This is a genomic window from Serratia sp. 25CWL12 (assembly GCF_055790885.1).
The window spans coordinates 4,235,730-4,253,946 of sequence record NZ_CM147698.1 but is presented as its reverse complement, the minus strand read 5'-3'; the positions used below and the strand labels follow the sequence as shown (position 1 = coordinate 4,253,946).

The following is an 18,217-nucleotide window of genomic DNA, read 5'->3' as shown; positions in this document are numbered from 1 at the left end:
GTGTTGTCACATTGTTTCAAATGGCGCTTCCTCTCCCAAAGCGGGAAGCGCTAGAATCACTACTTGTTATGTTTGGCTTGGCCTGAAACGCTGGGATAATACCATAGCGTTCATCGGGTTGTTACAAACAGGTGCTAATTAAGTGAACAATTCAGAACAAGAACAACCCACAAATGAGAGCACTCTCACAGGCTTGTCCCAAGTCCCGGTCTATCAACGGGGGCAACTCAGCACAATGCAGCAAGATTGGCTGGCGGAAGAGGTGCCGGTTGCGCTGGTCTATAACGGTATTTCTCACGTAGTCATGATGTGCACCCCAAAAGATCTGGAGGCATTCGCTCTGGGTTTTTCCCTGTCAGAAGGCATTATCGATTCACCACGGGATATCTACAGTATAGAGATTAATCCCACCTGCAATGGCCTGGAAGTACAAATAGAGCTCTCAAGCCGCCGTTTTGCCGGCTTGAAAGAACGGCGGCGCGCCATGGCGGGTCGTACCGGTTGCGGGGTTTGTGGCATCGAGCAGTTAGCGGATATCTTCCGCCCCGTCACACCGCTGCCCTTCACGCAAACCTTCTCCTTGGCTAATCTCGACCATGCCCTTGGGCAACTGCGCCAGGTGCAAAACGTTGGGCAACTGACCGGTTGTACCCATGCCGCCAGTTGGATCTCGCCACAGGGTGAGTTATTGGGAGGGTGCGAAGACGTTGGCCGCCATGTGGCGCTGGACAAGATGCTCGGTATGCGCGCCAGACAGGGGTGGCAGCAAGGGGCGATCCTGGTTTCCAGCCGAGCAAGCTATGAAATGGTGCAAAAATCTGCCATGTGTGGTGCCGAGATTTTATTTGTCGTCTCTGCCGCCACGTCACTGGCGGTGGAAATAGCAGAACGCAGCAATCTAACGCTGGTTGGCTTTAGTAAGCCTGGTCGGGCCACGGTGTTTACTCATCCGCAGCGCCTCACCGATTAATTGGAAGACTTTTCACGACGATGACGGAGGCCATCATGCATCACCCAGACGTTTACCTTGGTCCTATCCAACCCTATGAAGGTCGAACCAGTGCCATTGCTAAACGGCTGGTGGAAGGCGTAATAAATCTCACGCCATTAGGCCTGGAAGGGGATGAACAGGCAGAAAAAATTCACCACGGTGGCCCTGATCGTGCGCTATGTCAGTACCCAAGAGAGCATTACGCCCATTGGCGTGATCAGTTCCCCGCTCAGGCGGAGCAGTTCTGCGCACCCGCCTTTGGCGAAAATATTTCTACTCTCGGTTTAACCGAACAAAACGTATTTATGGGGGATATTTTCCGGTGGGGTAAAGCATTGATTCAGGTAACGCAGCCGCGTTCCCCTTGCTTCAAGCTCAACGACCATTTGGCTATCAATGATATCTCAGTGTTAATGCAGCAAACTGGCCGCTGTGGTTGGCTATACCGCGTGGTTTCTGCTGGTACCGTCAGTGGTGATCAGCCACTGGAACTGGTCGTGCGCAATAGTGATGTTTCCGTCGCGCAAGCCATCGGCATTGCCTGGCATATGCCATTTGACGAAGAGCAGTATCGTCGCCTACTGGCAGTCTCGGGGCTTTCCGCCAGTTGGAGCAAAACCCTAGTGGCACGCATCACCCACGGAGCAATAGAAGATTTTAACTACCGTCTATTAGGTCACTCAGCAAACCAAAATATTGCCGTCTGATGAAGAACCTGGCTCTGCTACGCAGAGCCAGTCAAATTCAAAACTCTTTTTTGGCGTAGCCAGTAACCACTTTCAGCCCCATCTCACGGCCTAATGCCGTCATGGGATGCACCACGATCAGGCCTCGGGCACTTTTCTTCAATGCCCCCATATCAGCTTGCTCTTTCTTGGTAATTTCGCGGCTGAATGGTAACTGGCTCAACTTCTGCGCTTCTGTGCTCAGTTTTTCAACACGCACATTTTTCAAGCGCTCAATCTCTGCTGCCAGTTTCTCTTTTTCTTTGCTGTGTTGTGCAATCAGCTCTGGATTACCTCGTTGGATCACCAGAGTGTCTTTATGGTTCAAAGCATCCAGTTGGTCACTCAGGCGCTTAATCTCTGCCTTTTCTTTCTCTTTCATCTCGTTGGCCTGTTTTGTGTTATACCCAGGTTCATTCAAGTTGCTGGCCAGCATCTACTCCAAAGATTCTGAGTAGAATGCAGGATCACCAGCAACAGTCTCGAAGCCATTTATATTATGCTGTTGCAATAGTAGCACGAGTGCCAAAAATGCCGAAGAGTGGAGAAAACTCTCTATATCCTGGGCCTTTTTAGCCCCAATGCCGGCCAGTTTCTGCCATTGTGTATGGGTCATCTGTTGCACCTGAGGCCAACTTTGCAAATGCGTTAATTGGGATGAGGAAACGGGCATACCCAGCGCCATTAACCAACGGTGAAAAGGTTGCTGCCGAGCCAGACGGAATTGCTGGTAAAGAGCCTGTGCACGTTTCTCCCCCCAGCCGGGAACCTGATTGAGCAATTCGGGGGTTAAATCGAGCCAACTCAGCAAGCCATCCACCCGCCCCTGATCGATTAACGCCTGCCACCCCGCTTTACTCATCCCCCTGATATTCAGCCCATTTTCACTCCCTAGCCACACCAAGCGTGCCAGAAATTGCTGGTGACAACCGGGCTGCAAGCTAAAGCAACTCAATAGATGGTAATCCTGCTGCTTTGGCACCACCAAGGTGGCCCTTTCTACCGTGCGCCAAACCACACGGTTCACATGAGGGATACCATGCCCCATTAAACTGATAGCAACCTGATCGCCCGGCACGATATGCCACTTTTGCCACAGGGATAGAGAGCCGACATTAACCCGTCGGATCAATTTATCGTCCATACGTACCGGTTCTAACTGCAATACCACCGCGATTTTACCCGTGCGCCCCACCGCAAACTCCACGCCCTTAACCCTGGCCACTTGCTGTAGGGGAGGATATTTCCAGGCTGCGGCCCAATGACCCGGTTTGGCCTGCCAATAACGGCCCTGGGGTACTTTCCCCTGATGAATAACCACGCCGTCAGTCACAAAGGGTAACGGGGCTTGATGCCAGAATGCCCGCCAGTGTTCTACTTCCGCGAATGAATTAACGGGTTTTGAATATTGTTGAGGGAGTACAAACCCCAGAGCAGTAAGTTGATCTAAACGTTCTGCCATGGTTGCTGGGCCATCTGGCCACGCCCAAACGAACAAACCAAGCTGCTTCAATTGCTCATCAGCTGCGTTACGCATCAACATCGCCGCTACCTTGGTGCGAGCATTGATCCCCCCTTGTGAATGCTGGCGATGCGCATTCACCTTTAAAAACAGCTCCCCTTGTAGTACCAGATCAACAGGAGCACCCGGTAAAACAGCGGGAACAGCGGGGATCGCCTTGACCTTTTCCAGCCAGTTTTCTCCCTTTTCGCCATTCCCTCGGCTAATGGCGCTAACCAGTCTACCTTGCTGATAGACTAGCGTAACCGCCACACCATCAATTTTGGGTTGTACCCAGACATCATGACGATCTTGCAGCCACTCCCTGACCGCCAAAGGATCAGATAATTTGCGCAGACCGGTTTGCGCCACCGGATGCCCTATTTTGCCTTCGGGTAACGGGAGTTTATGGTCTTCAGGTATGACCAAACCGGCGCAGTGCTGCCAGTTTTTCCATTGCTGTTGTAAACCATCGTAGATTTCATCGTCGATAAGGCTATAGCCTTGTTGGTAATAAGCCTCATCCCAGAGTGCGAGTTGGTTATCCAACGCCTTTATTTCCAATTGCAACCGCTCTGGCGGCCATTCTGGACAGGGAGTTGCCCAGGCAATGGGGCACCCAACCGCCATCACTAGTAACATCCGGGTAATATAACGCCACATCCTGCACCTCCCGACGCCATTCAAGCCATGGCTGAACCTGCATCAACTTGAGTAAAGAGGGGAGTAAATACTCAATCATCTGTGTTAGCGAATCAGGAAAGTTCAGGATGCAAAGTGGTATCCAAAGAGAAGCGGTCCTTGCTGAAAACGGCGAAAATTTCTCGATCCAGCACGCGACTCGGTCATTTTCCCCAGTTTTCATCAGAAAGCTGTCGTCAAAATGACGACTGGCACTGCACAGGGCACATTAGCCGTGTATACTAAGCAGATAATTTATACTCATCGCACTCAAGTGAGTGAATCTGAGTATGCACATCCGCTGTAACTGGCTTATCAACCGCAATCAACGAACATCATCATGGCTCAAGGCATGCTTTATATTGTCTCTGCCCCCAGTGGCGCAGGGAAATCAAGTCTGATTCAGGCTTTGTTAAAAACGCAACCGCTCTATGACACGCAGGTTTCGGTTTCACACACTACGCGCGATAGCCGCCCGGGTGAAAATCACGGTGAACATTACTTTTTCGTCTCTAAAGACGAATTCCACCGTATGATTGAGCAGGATGAGTTTCTTGAACACGCACAAGTGTTCGGCAACTATTATGGCACCTCTCGTGCGGCCATTGAGCAAGTGTTGTCAACAGGGGTGGATGTCTTTCTGGATATTGACTGGCAAGGTGCTCAGCAGGTTCGCGCCAAAATGCCCCAGGCACGCAGCATCTTTATTCTGCCTCCATCCAAGGAGGAGTTGGGGAGACGTCTGCGCGGGCGCGGGCAGGATGCCGATGATGTCATCGCCAGGCGGATGGCACAAGCCGTTGCAGAAATGACGCATTATGCAGAGTATGATTATTTAATTGTGAATGACGATTTCGATCTGGCGCTATCGGATCTGAAAAACATTATTCGCGCCGAACGTCTGCGTTTAGGCCGCCAAATACTGCGGCATGACGCTTTAATCAGCAAATTATTGGCAGACTGAAGACAGTTTCAGTATTATGCCCAATCTTTTCGTCACCTGTGGAGTAGCACAAATATGGCACGCGTAACTGTTCAAGACGCTGTAGAGAAAATTGGTAACCGTTTTGACCTGGTGTTGGTCGCTGCTCGTCGGGCGCGTCAAATCCAGACCGGTGGTAAAGATGCTCTGGTACCTGAAGAGAATGATAAGTACACCGTTATCGCTCTGCGCGAAATCGAAGAAGGTCTGATCAACAATAAGATCCTTGATGTCCGTGAGCGCCAGGAGCAGCAAGAACAAGAAGCCGCAGAGATCCAAGCGGTGACCGCAATTGCTGAAGGTCGTCGTTAATTAGACTGCGAGTCTGCCTTGTATCTGTTTGAAAGCCTGAATCAACTGATTCAACGTTACTTGCCTGAGGAGCAGATTAAGCAGCTCGGGCAGGCCTATCTGGTTGCACGTGATGCTCACGAGGGGCAAACACGCTCCAGTGGTGAGCCCTATATCACCCACCCCGTTGCTGTGGCCTGTATTCTGGCAGAAATGCGCCTCGACCATGAGACGCTAATGGCCGCGCTATTGCACGATGTCATTGAAGATACCTCTGCCACTTATCAGGACATGGAACAACTGTTCGGCAAAAGCGTTGCCGAACTGGTTGAAGGGGTGTCCAAACTGGATAAGTTAAAATTCCAGAACAAGAAAGAAGCGCAGGCGGAAAACTTCCGCAAAATGATCATGGCGATGGTGCAGGATATTCGTGTCGTGCTGATCAAACTGGCAGACCGTACCCACAACATGCGCACCCTGGGTTCACTACGCCCAGACAAACGGCGGCGCATCGCCCGTGAAACACTGGAAATTTATAGTCCTCTGGCTCACCGCCTGGGGATCCACCACCTGAAAACCGAACTGGAAGAGTTGGGTTTTGAAGCGCTGTACCCGAACCGCTATCGGGTCATCAAAGAAGTGGTGAAATCCGCCCGGGGTAACCGTAAAGAGATGATCCAGAAAATCCTCTCTGAAATCGAAGGGCGTTTGACTGAAGCTGGTATTCCCTGCCGGGTTAGTGGGCGGGAAAAACACCTCTACTCCATCTACTGCAAGATGCACCTGAAAGAGCAGCGGTTCCATTCCATTATGGATATCTATGCTTTCCGGGTGATCGTGAAAGAAGTAGACACCTGTTACCGGGTGCTAGGGCAGGCACACAGCCTGTATAAACCGCGCCCTGGTCGGGTCAAAGACTATATCGCCATCCCCAAGGCTAACGGCTATCAATCACTACATACTTCATTAATCGGCCCGCATGGTGTGCCGGTTGAGGTGCAAATCCGTACCGAAGATATGGAGCAGATGGCTGAGATGGGGGTTGCTGCGCACTGGGCTTATAAGGAAAAAGGCGAATCTACCGGCACGACGGCACAAATCCGTGCCCAACGCTGGATGCAGAGCTTACTTGAGCTACAACAGAGTGCAGGCAGTTCGTTTGAATTTATTGAAAGTGTAAAATCCGATCTGTTCCCAGATGAAATTTACGTTTTCACGCCAGAAGGCCGCATTGTTGAATTACCCGCCGGAGCGACCCCGGTAGACTTCGCCTACGCAGTGCATACCGATATCGGTCATGCTTGTGTCGGTGCACGGGTTGATCGCCAGCCCTATCCATTATCGCAATCCCTGCACAGTGGTCAGACCGTCGAGGTGATTACCGCGCCCGGTGCTCGGCCTAATGCCGCTTGGTTGAATTTTGTTGTCAGTTCAAAAGCGCGGGCGAAAATCCGCCAGATGCTGAAAAACCTCAAGCGCGATGATTCCGTCAGTCTGGGGCGTCGTTTGCTTAACCATGCGCTCGGTGGCAGTCGCAAACTGGCTGAAGTGCCACAAGAAAATATCCAGCATGAACTGGAGCGCATGAAACTGGCTACCCTGGACGATCTCCTGGCTGAAATTGGCCTCGGTAATGCAATGAGCGTGGTAGTGGCAAAGAATCTGCAAGGGGATCACTCCAGCTTGGGCATTTTTTCCAACAACGTGCGCAATCTATCCATTAAAGGTGCCGATGGCGTCTTGATCACCTTTGCCAAATGCTGCCGACCGATTCCTGGTGATCCAATTATTGCTCATGTCAGCCCAGGCAAAGGTTTGGTGATCCACCATGAATCCTGCCGCAATATCCGTGGCTACCAGAAAGAACCGGAAAAGTTCATGGCGGTCGAGTGGGATATGAAGGCTGAGCAGGAGTTTATTGCAGAAATCAAGGTAGACATGTTCAACCATCAAGGTGCATTGGCCAGCCTGACCGCCGCTATCAATGCTGCCGGCTCGAACATTCAAAGCCTGAATACTGAAGAGCGAGATGGCCGGGTCTACAGCGCTTTTATCCGTTTAACCACGCGTGATCGCGTCCATTTGGCAAATATTATGCGCAAGATCCGTATTATGCCGGATGTGATTAAAGTTACCCGTAATAGAAACTAGCGCTTATGAGCCCTGAACGCTATGCGCGGATTCGTCAAATGCTGGCTACTCGGCAGCCTGATCTGACCATCTGCCTGGAACAGGTTCACAAACCCCATAACGTCTCCGCGATTATACGGACTGCCGATGCCGTTGGCGTGCACCAGTTGCATGCCATCTGGCCTACCCCGCGCATGCGAACCCTGGTTTCCTCAGCCGCTGGCAGTAACAGTTGGGTCAATATAAAAACGCACCCCTCGATTAACCAGGCCGTTTCACAGCTAAAAGGTCAGGGGATGCAAATCCTGGCAACTCACCTGTCAGACCGTGCTGTTGATTTCCGTGAAATAGACTATACACGCCCAACCTGCATACTGCTGGGGCAGGAAAAAACCGGCATTACTGAACAGGCGCTGGCCTTGGCTGATCAGGACATCATCATCCCCATGATCGGTATGGTGCAGTCTTTAAATGTCTCTGTGGCTGCAGCATTGATTCTGTATGAAGCGCAGCGACAACGGCAAAATGCCGGTTTGTATCACCGTGAACAGAGTGCATTGGATGCGCAAGAGCAACAACGCTTGCTGTTTGAGGGTGGTTATCCCGTGTTGGCCAATGTGGCTAAACGCAAAGGGCTACCGCGCCCACATATTGACGAACAGGGCCAGGTGGTTGCCAGCGCTGAATGGTGGGCAACCATGCAGGCGACAACGGTACGCCGATGAAAGGCCAACTGCTGGATACCATCCCTATTACCACCCTCTCTGGTGTGGGGGCCAGTCAGGCAAAAAAGCTCGCCAAAATTGGCTTGCACACCCTTCAGGACTTACTACTCCATCTGCCATTGCGCTATGAAGACCGTACCCGACTCTATCTGATTAACGCGCTGCTACCGGGTCTTTTTGCCACGGTGGAAGGGGAGATCCTGCGTTGTGATATCAGTTTTGGTCGACGCCGTATGTTGGTTTGCCAGATCAGTGATGGCAGCGGCATCCTGACCATGCGCTTTTTCAATTTCAATGCGGCAATGAAGAACAGCCTGGCGATTGGCCGCCGCATAACCGCCTACGGTGAAGTAAAACGCGGCGCTCACGGGGCAGAAATCATTCATCCGGAATACCGTATTCAGGGTGAAAAAAGTGACGTTGAACTGCAAGAGGCACTGACACCGGTTTATTCCACTACGGAAGGTGTTCGCCAGGCCACACTACGGAAGTTAACGGATCAGGCATTGGAACAACTGGATACCTGCGCCATTGCGGAGCTATTACCGGCAGAATTGAGTCACGGTTTAGTCAGTCTGCCGCAGGCGCTACATACTCTGCACCGCCCACCGCCTGATATTCAACTAATTGATTTGGAACAGGGTAAACACCCCGCACAAAAACGCCTGATCCTCGAAGAGTTATTGGCACACAACCTTAGCATGCTGGCAGTACGTGCCGGGGCACAAAGTTACCTGGCCCCTTCACTGGCACCAGATGACCGGTTGAAACAAGCGTTCCTCGCACAACTGCCCTTTTCACCGACCAATGCACAAAACAGAGTCGTGGCAGATATCGAAGCCGATATGCAAAAAGGCTTTCCGATGATGCGTTTGGTACAAGGTGATGTAGGTTCAGGTAAAACGCTGGTTGCCGCGCTGGCGGCCTTGCGAGCCATCGTCCATGGTAAACAAGTGGCACTGATGGCCCCGACGGAATTGCTGGCTGAACAACATGCCAATAATTTTCGCCAATGGTTTGAACCATTAGGCATCGAAGTCGGCTGGCTGGCAGGAAAGCAGAAAGGCAAGGCACGTCTTGCTCAACAACAAGCCATTGCCAGCGGTCAAGTAATGATGGTGGTCGGTACCCATGCCATTTTTCAGCAGCAGGTGCAGTTTAATGGCCTAGCCTTGGTGATTATTGATGAACAACACCGCTTTGGTGTACACCAGCGGCTGGCATTGTGGGAAAAGGGCGAAGAGCAAGGGTTCCACGCCCATCAGTTGATTATGACGGCCACCCCCATCCCACGCACGCTGGCGATGACGGCCTATGCCGACCTCGATACCTCAATCATTGATGAACTCCCCCCAGGCCGTACCCCGGTAACCACCGTGGCCATCCCTGATACGCGCCGCGCTGATATTATCGAGCGGGTAAAAAACGCCTGTATCAAGGAAGGCCGCCAAGCCTATTGGGTCTGTACACTGATTGAAGAGTCAGACTTACTGGAAGCCCAGGCGGCAGAGGCCACTTGGCAAGAGTTGCAAGCTGCCCTGCCAGAACTGAAAGTTGCACTGGTACATGGCCGGATGAAAGCCCAAGAAAAGCAAGCGGTGATGCAGGCATTCAAACAGGGTGAATTACAGCTATTAGTGGCCACCACCGTGATTGAAGTTGGTGTCGATGTTCCCAACGCCAGTTTGATGATTATTGAAAACCCGGAAAGGCTGGGTTTGGCACAGCTACACCAATTACGTGGCCGTGTTGGTCGTGGCGCTATCGCCTCACACTGTGTGCTGCTTTATAAAACCCCACTGAGCAAAACTGCCCAGAAACGCCTACAAGTCCTGCGCGACAGTAATGATGGGTTTGTCATTGCTCAGCAAGATTTAGAGATTCGCGGGCCTGGTGAATTACTCGGCACCCGTCAAACCGGGAGTATGGCGTTCAAAGTCGCCGAGTTGTTGCGTGATCAGCACATGATCCCGGAAGTTCAACGCGTTGCGCGCCATATTCACCAACACTATCCACAACATGCTCTCGCCCTGATTGAACGCTGGCTACCGGAAACCACCCGTTATTCCAATGCCTAGTAATAACAGGATGCCGTGGTCCAACGGCAACTTGAGCACATTTAGGCGCTGTTATGACAGGCGTTACCATAACAGCGTAACTAGGGTTATGGCTGTGCCGGCAATGGCTGTTCCGGTAATAGCTGTTCCGGTAATAGCTGTTCCGGTAATGGTTGTTCCGGTAATGGCTGTCCCGGTAATGGCTGTCCCGGCAATGGTTGTTCCGGTAATGGCTGTCCCGGCAATGGCTGTTCCGGCGATGGCTGTTCCGGCAATGGCTGTCCCGGCAATGGCTGTTCCGGTAATGATTTTTCCGGCAATGATTGCTCCAGGGTTTGCCCTTCTTTATTGAGCGCCTGTAAATGCCCCTGTAATGAAGCCTTGAATGGCCCATCGCCGTTAAGTAACCCTTTCAACTCTAATTGCAGATTACCATCACCTTCCAATGGAACCGGTTGCCATCCCCATTGCTGTAACGTATTTAAAGGCACTGAACGGCCATTAAAGGAGAGCGTAAACGGCTTACCAGGGAGCTGACTGATGCTGGCCTTAGCCTCTAACAAACCCTCCGGCATAAAGGCGCTCAACTCAGTCACATTGATTTGTTGAGCATCAGCCTGCAGCGTCAAAGAGGGGCGTCGAATATCGACCTTATTGAAAGTGGCATCACTCCCATTGAGTTGTAACGAGCCAGACCAGATTCCCCACTGGTGATCACGGGCTAATAGCAAGTTGTTACCAGAACCATCCAATGCCGTGATCTGGAAAGGAAAATCAGGATTGATATCAATGAGCAGATTACGATTAGTGGTCATCTTGCCGACATAGACTTCAGCTAACCAATCGGGTAATGGCCGCAACCACAACCCACGCCAGTTAATCGGCAAGGTATATTCTAGTGCCGCTACCGCCAACTCATCCAACTGCAAACGTTTATTCGCCCGTAACCAGTTGCCGGAGGTACGCAATAATCCCCCCTCCCAACGGGTGGTGAATTGTTGAATGGTAATACCCGCCGTAGAGAGAGTCATGCTCATAATCGGGTCGATTAAATGAAACTTGCCATTAATAATATCCCCCGCATTAAAGTTGAGCGAACCCTCTTGGCTACTCCAGTCACCTTGCTTAAAAGTGATATTTTGTAACGATAGGTCGAGATCGTTAACCGCCCACTCTTTCCCTTCCAAACGTGCATCGATTAAATCAAAGCGCTTCACTGTCACCGGAGGCAGCACCTTGAAATGCTCGCCGAACTGTTTCAATGTTAACGGAACTTGCAGGCGTACATTGCTTAGGCGCAAACTCTCCACCAACCAACTGCCATCGGCGGCACGGCTAGCCACCCCGGTGAGGTCGCCTTGGGACAGATCGGCACCAAAATTATTCAGCATCAACTGATTTTGCCTGATTTCACCCTGTACCAATACCCGTGAGGCAGGAATACCGTTCAATACCATTGAACCCGCGCTAACCTGAAATTGGTTATTTTCACCGAATAAATAGCCGGTTTTAGGTTGCCATGGATTGATACCGCCATTCACCGCCTGGGCGTTAAACTGCCAGCTATTATGGTTGAATTGCAGTGCCATATTGCTTAATTGCAATACCTCCGCCTGAATGGGTAATGAGACCCCCTGTTGCGGCAATACATTGAGGGAACCATCCCGTAGTGTCACACTGGCAAAAAAACCAGGCTCAGTGATTTGTCGTGAGCTAAATACCAGATCCACCTGCTTGGCCACCAGCGTCTGTGGTTGGTTGGCTTGAGCGAAGGTCACACCTTCCAGGCTGATTTGCCCCGGATGATTCCAGGAGTGCGAGATTTTCTCTACCGACAGGCGATACCCGCTGTTATCACTGACCCAACGGCTCAACCAGCCTGCAGCCCAATGAGTTTGGCCCAAAAGGTAAATCACTACCACGGCAAGCACAATCAGTAGCAGGAAAGTCAGCAACAGTTTTCTGATAAATTTCATCGTGCGGATCCGTAGAGGTGAGAAAAGATACCCTGTTTATGCCGCAATTAGCTCGTCAGCTCAAGAGTCGTGATGAAAAGGGTAATAAAAAACGGCCGCAAGTAAAGTACTTGAGGCCGTTTTATACCAGATTGCCGTATTTATTTCTCTGGTGGGAACAGCAAATTCAGCGTAATCGCCGTTAGACCACCGGCGGCAATACCGGAAGAAAGTAGGGTTTTCAACCAGTCAGGTGCAAATTGCAGAATCAATGGCTGTTGGGAAACCCCCATACCGACGGCGAGTGATAGCGCCATAATCATCACCGCCCGACGATTCAGGGGTTCACGAGAAACGATACGAACACCGGAAGCAGCAATGGTGCCAAACATCACAATGGTCGCGCCACCCAGCACAGGTTCAGGAATATTCTGCACAAAACCGGCAACGGCCGGGAATAACCCCAAGCCAATCAGCATCAGTGCCACAAAAAAGCCGACATAGCGGCTGGCGACACCCGTCAGTTGGATCACGCCATTATTCTGACCAAAACAGGAATTAGGGAAAGTATTGAATACCGCCGATAACATTGAATTCAAGCCATTGGCCAACACGCCCCCTTTCAGGCGCTTCATATAAAGTGGGCCACTAACCGGTTGTTCAGAAACGTCAGAGGTGGCGGTAATATCCCCAATGGTTTCCAGTGACGTCACCATAAAAATCAACATCAATGGTAACAGCAGGTTCCAGTCAAATCCCAAACCGTAATAGAGCGGTGTCGGAATGGAAATGACGGCGGTTTGAGCAACTGGCTGAGTTTCCGGTAGCATACCCATGGCCCAGGCCAGCAGATAACCTACCACCATCGCAATCACCAAAGCAGCGATACGCAGATAAGCATTACGTTGGCGGTTAAGTAGAATAATCACCGCCAGTACCGAACCCGCCAGCAACAGATTCTTTGGCTCACCGAAGGTATTCGCCTCCATCGCTGCGTAGCCACCGCCAATAGAGGTTAAACCGACCTGAATCAACGATAGGCCGATGATCATCACCACAATGCCAGAAACTAACGGGGTAATGATACGGCGCGCCAGATGCAGCACCCGGGACAGTAGGATTTCGGTACATGATGCCACCATCAAGGTACCAAACAGGGCTGCCATCATGGTGGGGATATCTGCCCCACCATTTTTCAACGCCAAGCCACCCATAATCAGTGGCGAGACAAAGTTAAAGCTGGTGCCCTGAATAGATAACAAACCAGAACCGATTGGCCCCCAGGTTTTGATTTGTAAAATAGAAGCCAACCCGGAAGCAAACAGTGACATGCTGACAATATGCTGAGTATCTTGTGCTGGCAGGCCAAGTGCCTGGCAGATCAACAACGCTGGGGTGATCACCGCCACAAACATGGCTAGCAGATGTTGGCCGGCAGCAAACAACGTTTGTGGCAGGGGGGGACGATCTTCCAGGTGATAAATCAGCTCACTAGTGCGTGGGCCGTTTGTCGATGCGGTTGCTGTAGCATCAAGTTCGGCAGAGTGGGTGGTCATGGTGTCGCATTCCAAGAAACGGAAAAGAACGTATTTTAATGATCCTTGCCACAAAAGCAAACGGTTGCGCACTTCTATTTTTATACCAATAATTTTATTGATGTCGCATTTTTATTCATTTTTCCTTGTATTATTAGGCGTTTTTACTTCTAATCCTGCACTCGTTAAGTTAAAAAGCTGTTCGAATTTTATAACTTATTATTTTATTGTATCTATTTTATTACACGGGGTACCTAGATGTTTCATCTCGATACTTATGGCACATTAGTCGCGGCCACGTTGGTTCTGCTCCTAGGTGGCAAATGCGTACGCTCTATTCCTCTACTTAGACAATACACGATACCTGCCCCCGTCGCTGGTGGTCTGCTGGTAGCAGTAGCGCTACTGGTGATGAAGAAAGTAGCCAACTGGGAAATCAGCTTTGATATGTCGCTGAAAGACCCCCTGATGCTGGCCTTTTTTGCCACTATCGGTTTGAATGCCAACCTGGCTCGATTGCGAGCGGGGGGCAAGGCGTTAGTCATATTCTTGTTCGTCGTGATTGGGTTGCTAGTGGTACAAAATGCCATCGGTATCGGTATGGCGACAATGTTGGGCTTGGATCCATTGATGGGTCTGATTGCTGGTTCAATTACCCTTTCTGGTGGCCATGGTACCGGTGCAGCCTGGAGTAAAGTGTTCATTGAACGCTATGGGTTTGAGAATGCGACTGAAGTAGCGATGGCTTGCGCCACCTTCGGTTTGGTTCTCGGCGGGCTGATTGGTGGCCCAGTGGCCCGTTATCTGGTGAAAAACTCCGCAACCCCAGAGGGAACGCCAGAAGACAGTGCACAGCCGAGTGGGTTTGAAAAGCCGGAAAGTGCTCGCTTGATTACCTCACTGGTGATGGTGGAAACCATCGCCATGATTGCTATCTGTTTAACCGCCGGGAATTTTGTCGCTGGTTTATTGAAAGGTACCGCGTTTGAACTTCCCATCTTCGTTTGCGTTCTGTTTATTGGTGTGATCCTCAGTAACACCCTGTCAGCCACTGGCTTCTACACGGTCTTTGAGCGGGCGGTATCGGTATTAGGCAACGTTAGCCTGTCGTTGTTCCTGGCGATGGCACTGATGAGTCTACGTCTCTGGGAATTGGCCTCATTGGCCTTGCCGATGCTGGCCATTCTGGCAGTACAGACGTTGGTGATGGCGCTGTATGCCATCTTTGTCACCTACCGCGTGATGGGTAAAAACTACGATGCTGCGGTGCTAGCTGCCGGTCACTGTGGTTTTGGTATGGGGGCGACCCCAACGGCCATCGCCAACATGCAGGCGATTACTGACCGTTTCGGTCCTTCACATCTGGCATTCTTAGTGGTACCGATGGTTGGAGCGTTCTTTATCGATATCGTCAATGCCATCATGATTAAGCTGTATCTGACGTTGCCGATGTTCTCTGCAGTTAGCTAAATCCCCTTGGTCGGTTACCCGTCGTCGCTTGATTGGCGACGGGTAAATATCAGCAAGTCCTTTGCTGTTAACTTATTTCTTCAATCTTCTGCCAAAACATCTTTATCCAAGATAACGTTTGATTCTGCAGGCAATACCATAAAAGTCCCTTCGAACACCGCCCCCTTATCATCGCCACCGAATAAGTGTACCTCTGCCTGCACCCGCGCCCGACGGCCTTGTGCCAAACGAGCCAGATCACCGCTCAGCGAACTGAGCTCAGCCACTGCCCGGGGCCGACCAGTGACAGGTTTGCTATAACGAATATGGGCATCTGCCAGAATAATGGTTCCACCCAGTTGGCGTTCACGCAGTAGCAACCAGATTAGCCCCCAGCCAGTCAAGGTTGCCAAAGAAAATAAGCTCCCGGCAAACAGGGTATGGTGCGGATTCTGATTGCCAATCTCTGGCATCGTGGTGACAAAACGTTGACCCGTATACTGGCTGATACGCACACCCATTTTTTCACTGAGAGGAATATGTTGATACCAGGCTTGTTGTAACTGCCCGCACCAATCGGGGCGATGTAAAATATCATCCAGTGTCGCCACGGGCTTAATCATCAGGTAATGGCGGAGAGGCGTGGTTTGTGGCGTGGTAATTTCACCTTGATTAACAAACCCCAATTTGGCAAAAAAGTCGACGGCATCTTCGCGAGCACTACAAACCACCCGCTTAACCCCTTCCTGACGCGCTACCGACTCCAGCGTCATCGCCACCAAGGTTCCCAGCCCCTTATCTCGCACCGTGGAATCCACCGCCAGGAAACGAATCGCCGCTTCATTATCAGCATTGATAGATAAACGCCCTATCGCCACAATACGGTCATTCTCGTCCACCACCATTTGGTGATGTGCCATCGCATCGTAGGCATCCTTTTCTGACCCCATTGGCTGGTGCAATGGCTTACGCAACATTTCCCAACGAAACTGGTAGTAGTCTTTCAGTTCTTGCTCTGTCACAGGAACGCGCAAGTGATACATAGCGGTCTTCTCTCTCATCATGCTTAAACTTGCAACCAGAACGTCACCGGCCCATCGTTTACCAACGCCACTTTCATATCGGCGGCAAACTTGCCAGTCTGTGTGTCCACACCACGTTCACGGCACAGACCAACAAAATAGTGATATAACTGCTCGGCATCGCCGGGTGCTGCGCCACGGGAGAAGCTGGGGCGCATACCTTTTTGAGTATCTGCCGCCAAAGTAAACTGCGATACCACCAGCACACTGCCTCCCACTTGCTGCACATTGAGATTCATCTTGTCATTCTCATCAGCAAAAATACGGTATCCCAACACCCGCTCACACAAACGCTGTGCTTTCTGCGGGTTATCATCTTGCTCAACCCCTAGTAACACCAACAAACCGCCATCGATCTTAGCGATAACTTCCCCTTCTACCGTAACACTGGCATTTAATACTCGTTGAATTAACGCAATCATACAGCCCCTTCCTGCTGTTATTTTGGCTCTAGTTCTACTCTTTGCTGGCGGTATTGACGATACTCACCCAAGGTTACGGTGATTTCAGCACCGAGTAAAACGATACACCAGCTCCAATAAACCCACAGGAATAAAATCGGGATCACGGCCAACACACCATAGATCAGTTGGTATGAGGGAAACATCGTGACATAAAACGCAAACCCTTTTTTGCCCAGTTCAAACAACACCCCAGCGACCAGCGCCCCAACCAGTGCATCTTTAGGGGGGACGCGCAGGGTGGGCACGATACTGTATAGCAACCAGAAAGAGACCCATGACAGAAGCAAGGGGAAAACACGCAGTACTTCATCCACCAAGCTATTGACCCCGGTTTGCACTAACCAGGTCTGCGAAAGCAGATAAGAGCTGATGGCCATACTGGCCCCCACCAGCAGCGGCCCCAACGTCAGCACCATCCAGTAAACCGCAAAAGAAAACACCATTGAACGTTTGTTCTTACTGCGCCAAATGGTATTTAACACCGTATCTACCGAAGAGATCAGCAATAACGCAGTGATAATCAGACCACAAATCCCCACTGCGGTCATCTTGTTGGAGTTGGCAACAAACTGTTCAAGGTAACGCTGAATGACATGACCTGCAGCAGGCATAAAATTGGAAAAAATAAAATTTTTCAGTTGAATACTGATATCAGCAAACATGGGGAAAACAGCAAACAAAGCGAACACCACGGTAATAAGTGGCACCAATGAAAGCAGAGAAACAAAGGCCAGATGTCCCGCCAACATGCTCAGGCCATCAGCATCAATACGCTTAATCAGTAATCGCCCAAAGGTCACACTTGGTTTAAGCGCCGATGGGAGCTTTTTGCGGCGGAAAAATGACATATACACTCCTGATGTCAGCGTCTACCCTATGGGTTTCAAGTTGCAGCCAGACAGGCAGCCAACTCATCACCTAGAGTTTACTACCAAAAATAGGGGACATAGTGGCTTCGCAGGGAGAACCTCACCCATAGGCAGGCAATCTCTGCGCATAAAAGACGGTTAGGTATACCTTGAGCTTAACCGATGGCCATCATTGCGCAAAATACGCTGGAATAATCTGACGATCTGTCACTTGCACCCCCTCAATACCCAGTGCTTTGGCTGCCGCCACATTGGCCGCGACATCATCAAAAAAGACCGCCTGATCGGCTGGGGTATTTTCCGCCTTGAGCACATATTGATAGATATTGGCATCAGGTTTACGCATACCGATATCCTGCGAAAGGTAAAGATGGTCAGCCGCTTCTGCCACCTCAGGGTAGTGTTGTGGCCAGTAATCACAGTGTAGGCGATTGGTGTTCGATAACACCACCACGCGGTGCCCTTCACTACGCAAACGGTGCATGATGTCGATCACTTCTGGTCGTAAGGAAACAAATACTGCCTGCCAACCCGCAGCAAACTGCTCGAAACTGAGTCCAATGCCCATTTCTGCGCACAGTTTTTCCGCAAACTCTTCATCACTGACTTCACCACGTTCGTGCTGCTGAAATATTTCACCCATGCTAAAACGATCAGACAACGTGGCCAACGGTACGCCACTTAAGTTGCTCCATACGCCCAGTACACGCTTGAAATCGATATCGACAATCACATTACCTAAATCAAAGATATACAGCATAGTCCTCTCCTGGTGAGTGG

General features: G+C 50.8%; 15 protein-coding genes and 1 pseudogene. 8 read left to right on the top strand and 8 right to left on the bottom strand.

The window, feature by feature from the left end:
• The first annotated feature begins 193 nt into the window (after positions 1-193).
• Complete coding sequence (gene fdhD / locus ACX9GV_RS18535) at positions 194-970, top strand: formate dehydrogenase accessory sulfurtransferase FdhD (RefSeq protein WP_473198073.1); 777 nt, start codon at positions 194-196, stop codon at positions 968-970.
• Positions 971-1,005: 35 nt separating this feature from the next.
• Positions 1,006-1,698, top strand: coding sequence for a 6-hydroxyaminopurine reductase (yiiM, locus tag ACX9GV_RS18530; RefSeq protein ID WP_473196485.1), 693 nt, complete (start codon positions 1,006-1,008; stop codon positions 1,696-1,698).
• A 37-nt stretch (positions 1,699-1,735) separates the two neighbouring features.
• Here yiiM and ACX9GV_RS18525 read toward each other — a convergent pair whose 3' ends face one another.
• Together ACX9GV_RS18525 and ligB are read right to left on the bottom strand one after the other, a co-directional pair.
• Positions 1,736-2,098, bottom strand: coding sequence for a YibL family ribosome-associated protein (locus ACX9GV_RS18525; protein ID WP_473198072.1), 363 nt, complete (start codon positions 2,096-2,098; stop codon positions 1,736-1,738).
• A gap of 54 nt (positions 2,099-2,152) precedes the next feature.
• Positions 2,153-3,880: an NAD-dependent DNA ligase LigB gene (ligB, locus tag ACX9GV_RS18520; protein WP_473196484.1), complete on the bottom strand. Its 1,728-nt coding sequence runs from the start codon at positions 3,878-3,880 to the stop codon at positions 2,153-2,155.
• 358 nt (positions 3,881-4,238) lie between these two features.
• Between ligB and gmk the strand changes: the two genes are divergently transcribed.
• The 5 genes from gmk to recG are packed head-to-tail and all read left to right on the top strand — an operon-like array spanning position 4,239 to position 10,104.
• Positions 4,239-4,862, top strand: coding sequence for a guanylate kinase (gene gmk, locus ACX9GV_RS18515; RefSeq protein ID WP_473196483.1), 624 nt, complete (start codon positions 4,239-4,241; stop codon positions 4,860-4,862).
• A gap of 54 nt (positions 4,863-4,916) precedes the next feature.
• Positions 4,917-5,192 (top strand): DNA-directed RNA polymerase subunit omega, encoded by a 276-nt coding sequence (gene rpoZ / locus ACX9GV_RS18510; RefSeq protein WP_023490388.1) that lies wholly within the window; start codon positions 4,917-4,919, stop codon positions 5,190-5,192.
• An 18-nt stretch (positions 5,193-5,210) separates the two neighbouring features.
• Positions 5,211-7,322 carry a bifunctional GTP diphosphokinase/guanosine-3',5'-bis pyrophosphate 3'-pyrophosphohydrolase gene (gene spoT / locus ACX9GV_RS18505; protein WP_023490389.1) on the top strand — a complete coding sequence of 704 codons (2,112 nt, stop codon included), beginning with the start codon at positions 5,211-5,213 and terminating at the stop codon, positions 7,320-7,322.
• A 5-nt stretch (positions 7,323-7,327) separates the two neighbouring features.
• The gene (gene trmH, locus ACX9GV_RS18500; protein ID WP_473196482.1) at positions 7,328-8,026 is read left to right on the top strand and encodes a tRNA (guanosine(18)-2'-O)-methyltransferase TrmH; all 699 of its coding nucleotides are present in this window, start codon (positions 7,328-7,330) and stop codon (positions 8,024-8,026) included.
• Positions 8,023-10,104 (top strand): ATP-dependent DNA helicase RecG, encoded by a 2,082-nt coding sequence (gene recG / locus ACX9GV_RS18495; RefSeq protein ID WP_473198071.1) that lies wholly within the window; start codon positions 8,023-8,025, stop codon positions 10,102-10,104. Before trmH ends, recG begins: the two co-directional genes overlap by 4 nt.
• Positions 10,105-10,397: 293 nt before the next feature.
• Here recG and ACX9GV_RS18490 read toward each other — a convergent pair.
• Positions 10,398-12,059: pseudogene (locus ACX9GV_RS18490) on the bottom strand (AsmA family protein); the annotation flags it as partial.
• A 140-nt stretch (positions 12,060-12,199) separates the two neighbouring features.
• Positions 12,200-13,594, bottom strand: coding sequence for a uracil-xanthine permease family protein (locus ACX9GV_RS18485; RefSeq protein ID WP_023490393.1), 1,395 nt, complete (start codon positions 13,592-13,594; stop codon positions 12,200-12,202).
• Between the two features lie 237 nt (positions 13,595-13,831).
• On the opposite strand from ACX9GV_RS18485, the gene gltS reads away from it, so the two are divergent.
• Positions 13,832-15,043, top strand: a complete 1,212-nt coding sequence (gene gltS / locus ACX9GV_RS18480) for a sodium/glutamate symporter (RefSeq protein WP_023490394.1) — start codon at positions 13,832-13,834, stop codon at positions 15,041-15,043.
• A gap of 80 nt (positions 15,044-15,123) precedes the next feature.
• Here the strand turns inward: gltS and fabY are convergent, their stop codons facing one another.
• The 4 genes from fabY to yihX form a co-directional block, all read right to left on the bottom strand.
• Positions 15,124-16,065 (bottom strand): fatty acid biosynthesis protein FabY, encoded by a 942-nt coding sequence (fabY, locus tag ACX9GV_RS18475; RefSeq protein ID WP_473198070.1) that lies wholly within the window; start codon positions 16,063-16,065, stop codon positions 15,124-15,126.
• 23 nt (positions 16,066-16,088) lie between these two features.
• A complete protein-coding gene (dtd, locus tag ACX9GV_RS18470) occupies positions 16,089-16,526 on the bottom strand; it encodes a D-aminoacyl-tRNA deacylase (protein ID WP_473196481.1) in 438 nt (145 codons plus the stop codon).
• Between the two features lie 17 nt (positions 16,527-16,543).
• Positions 16,544-17,416, bottom strand: coding sequence for a virulence factor BrkB family protein (locus ACX9GV_RS18465; protein WP_023490397.1), 873 nt, complete (start codon positions 17,414-17,416; stop codon positions 16,544-16,546).
• Positions 17,417-17,606: 190 nt separating this feature from the next.
• Complete coding sequence (gene yihX, locus ACX9GV_RS18460; protein ID WP_023490399.1) at positions 17,607-18,197, bottom strand: glucose-1-phosphatase; 591 nt, start codon at positions 18,195-18,197, stop codon at positions 17,607-17,609.
• Positions 18,198-18,217 lie beyond the last annotated feature (20 nt).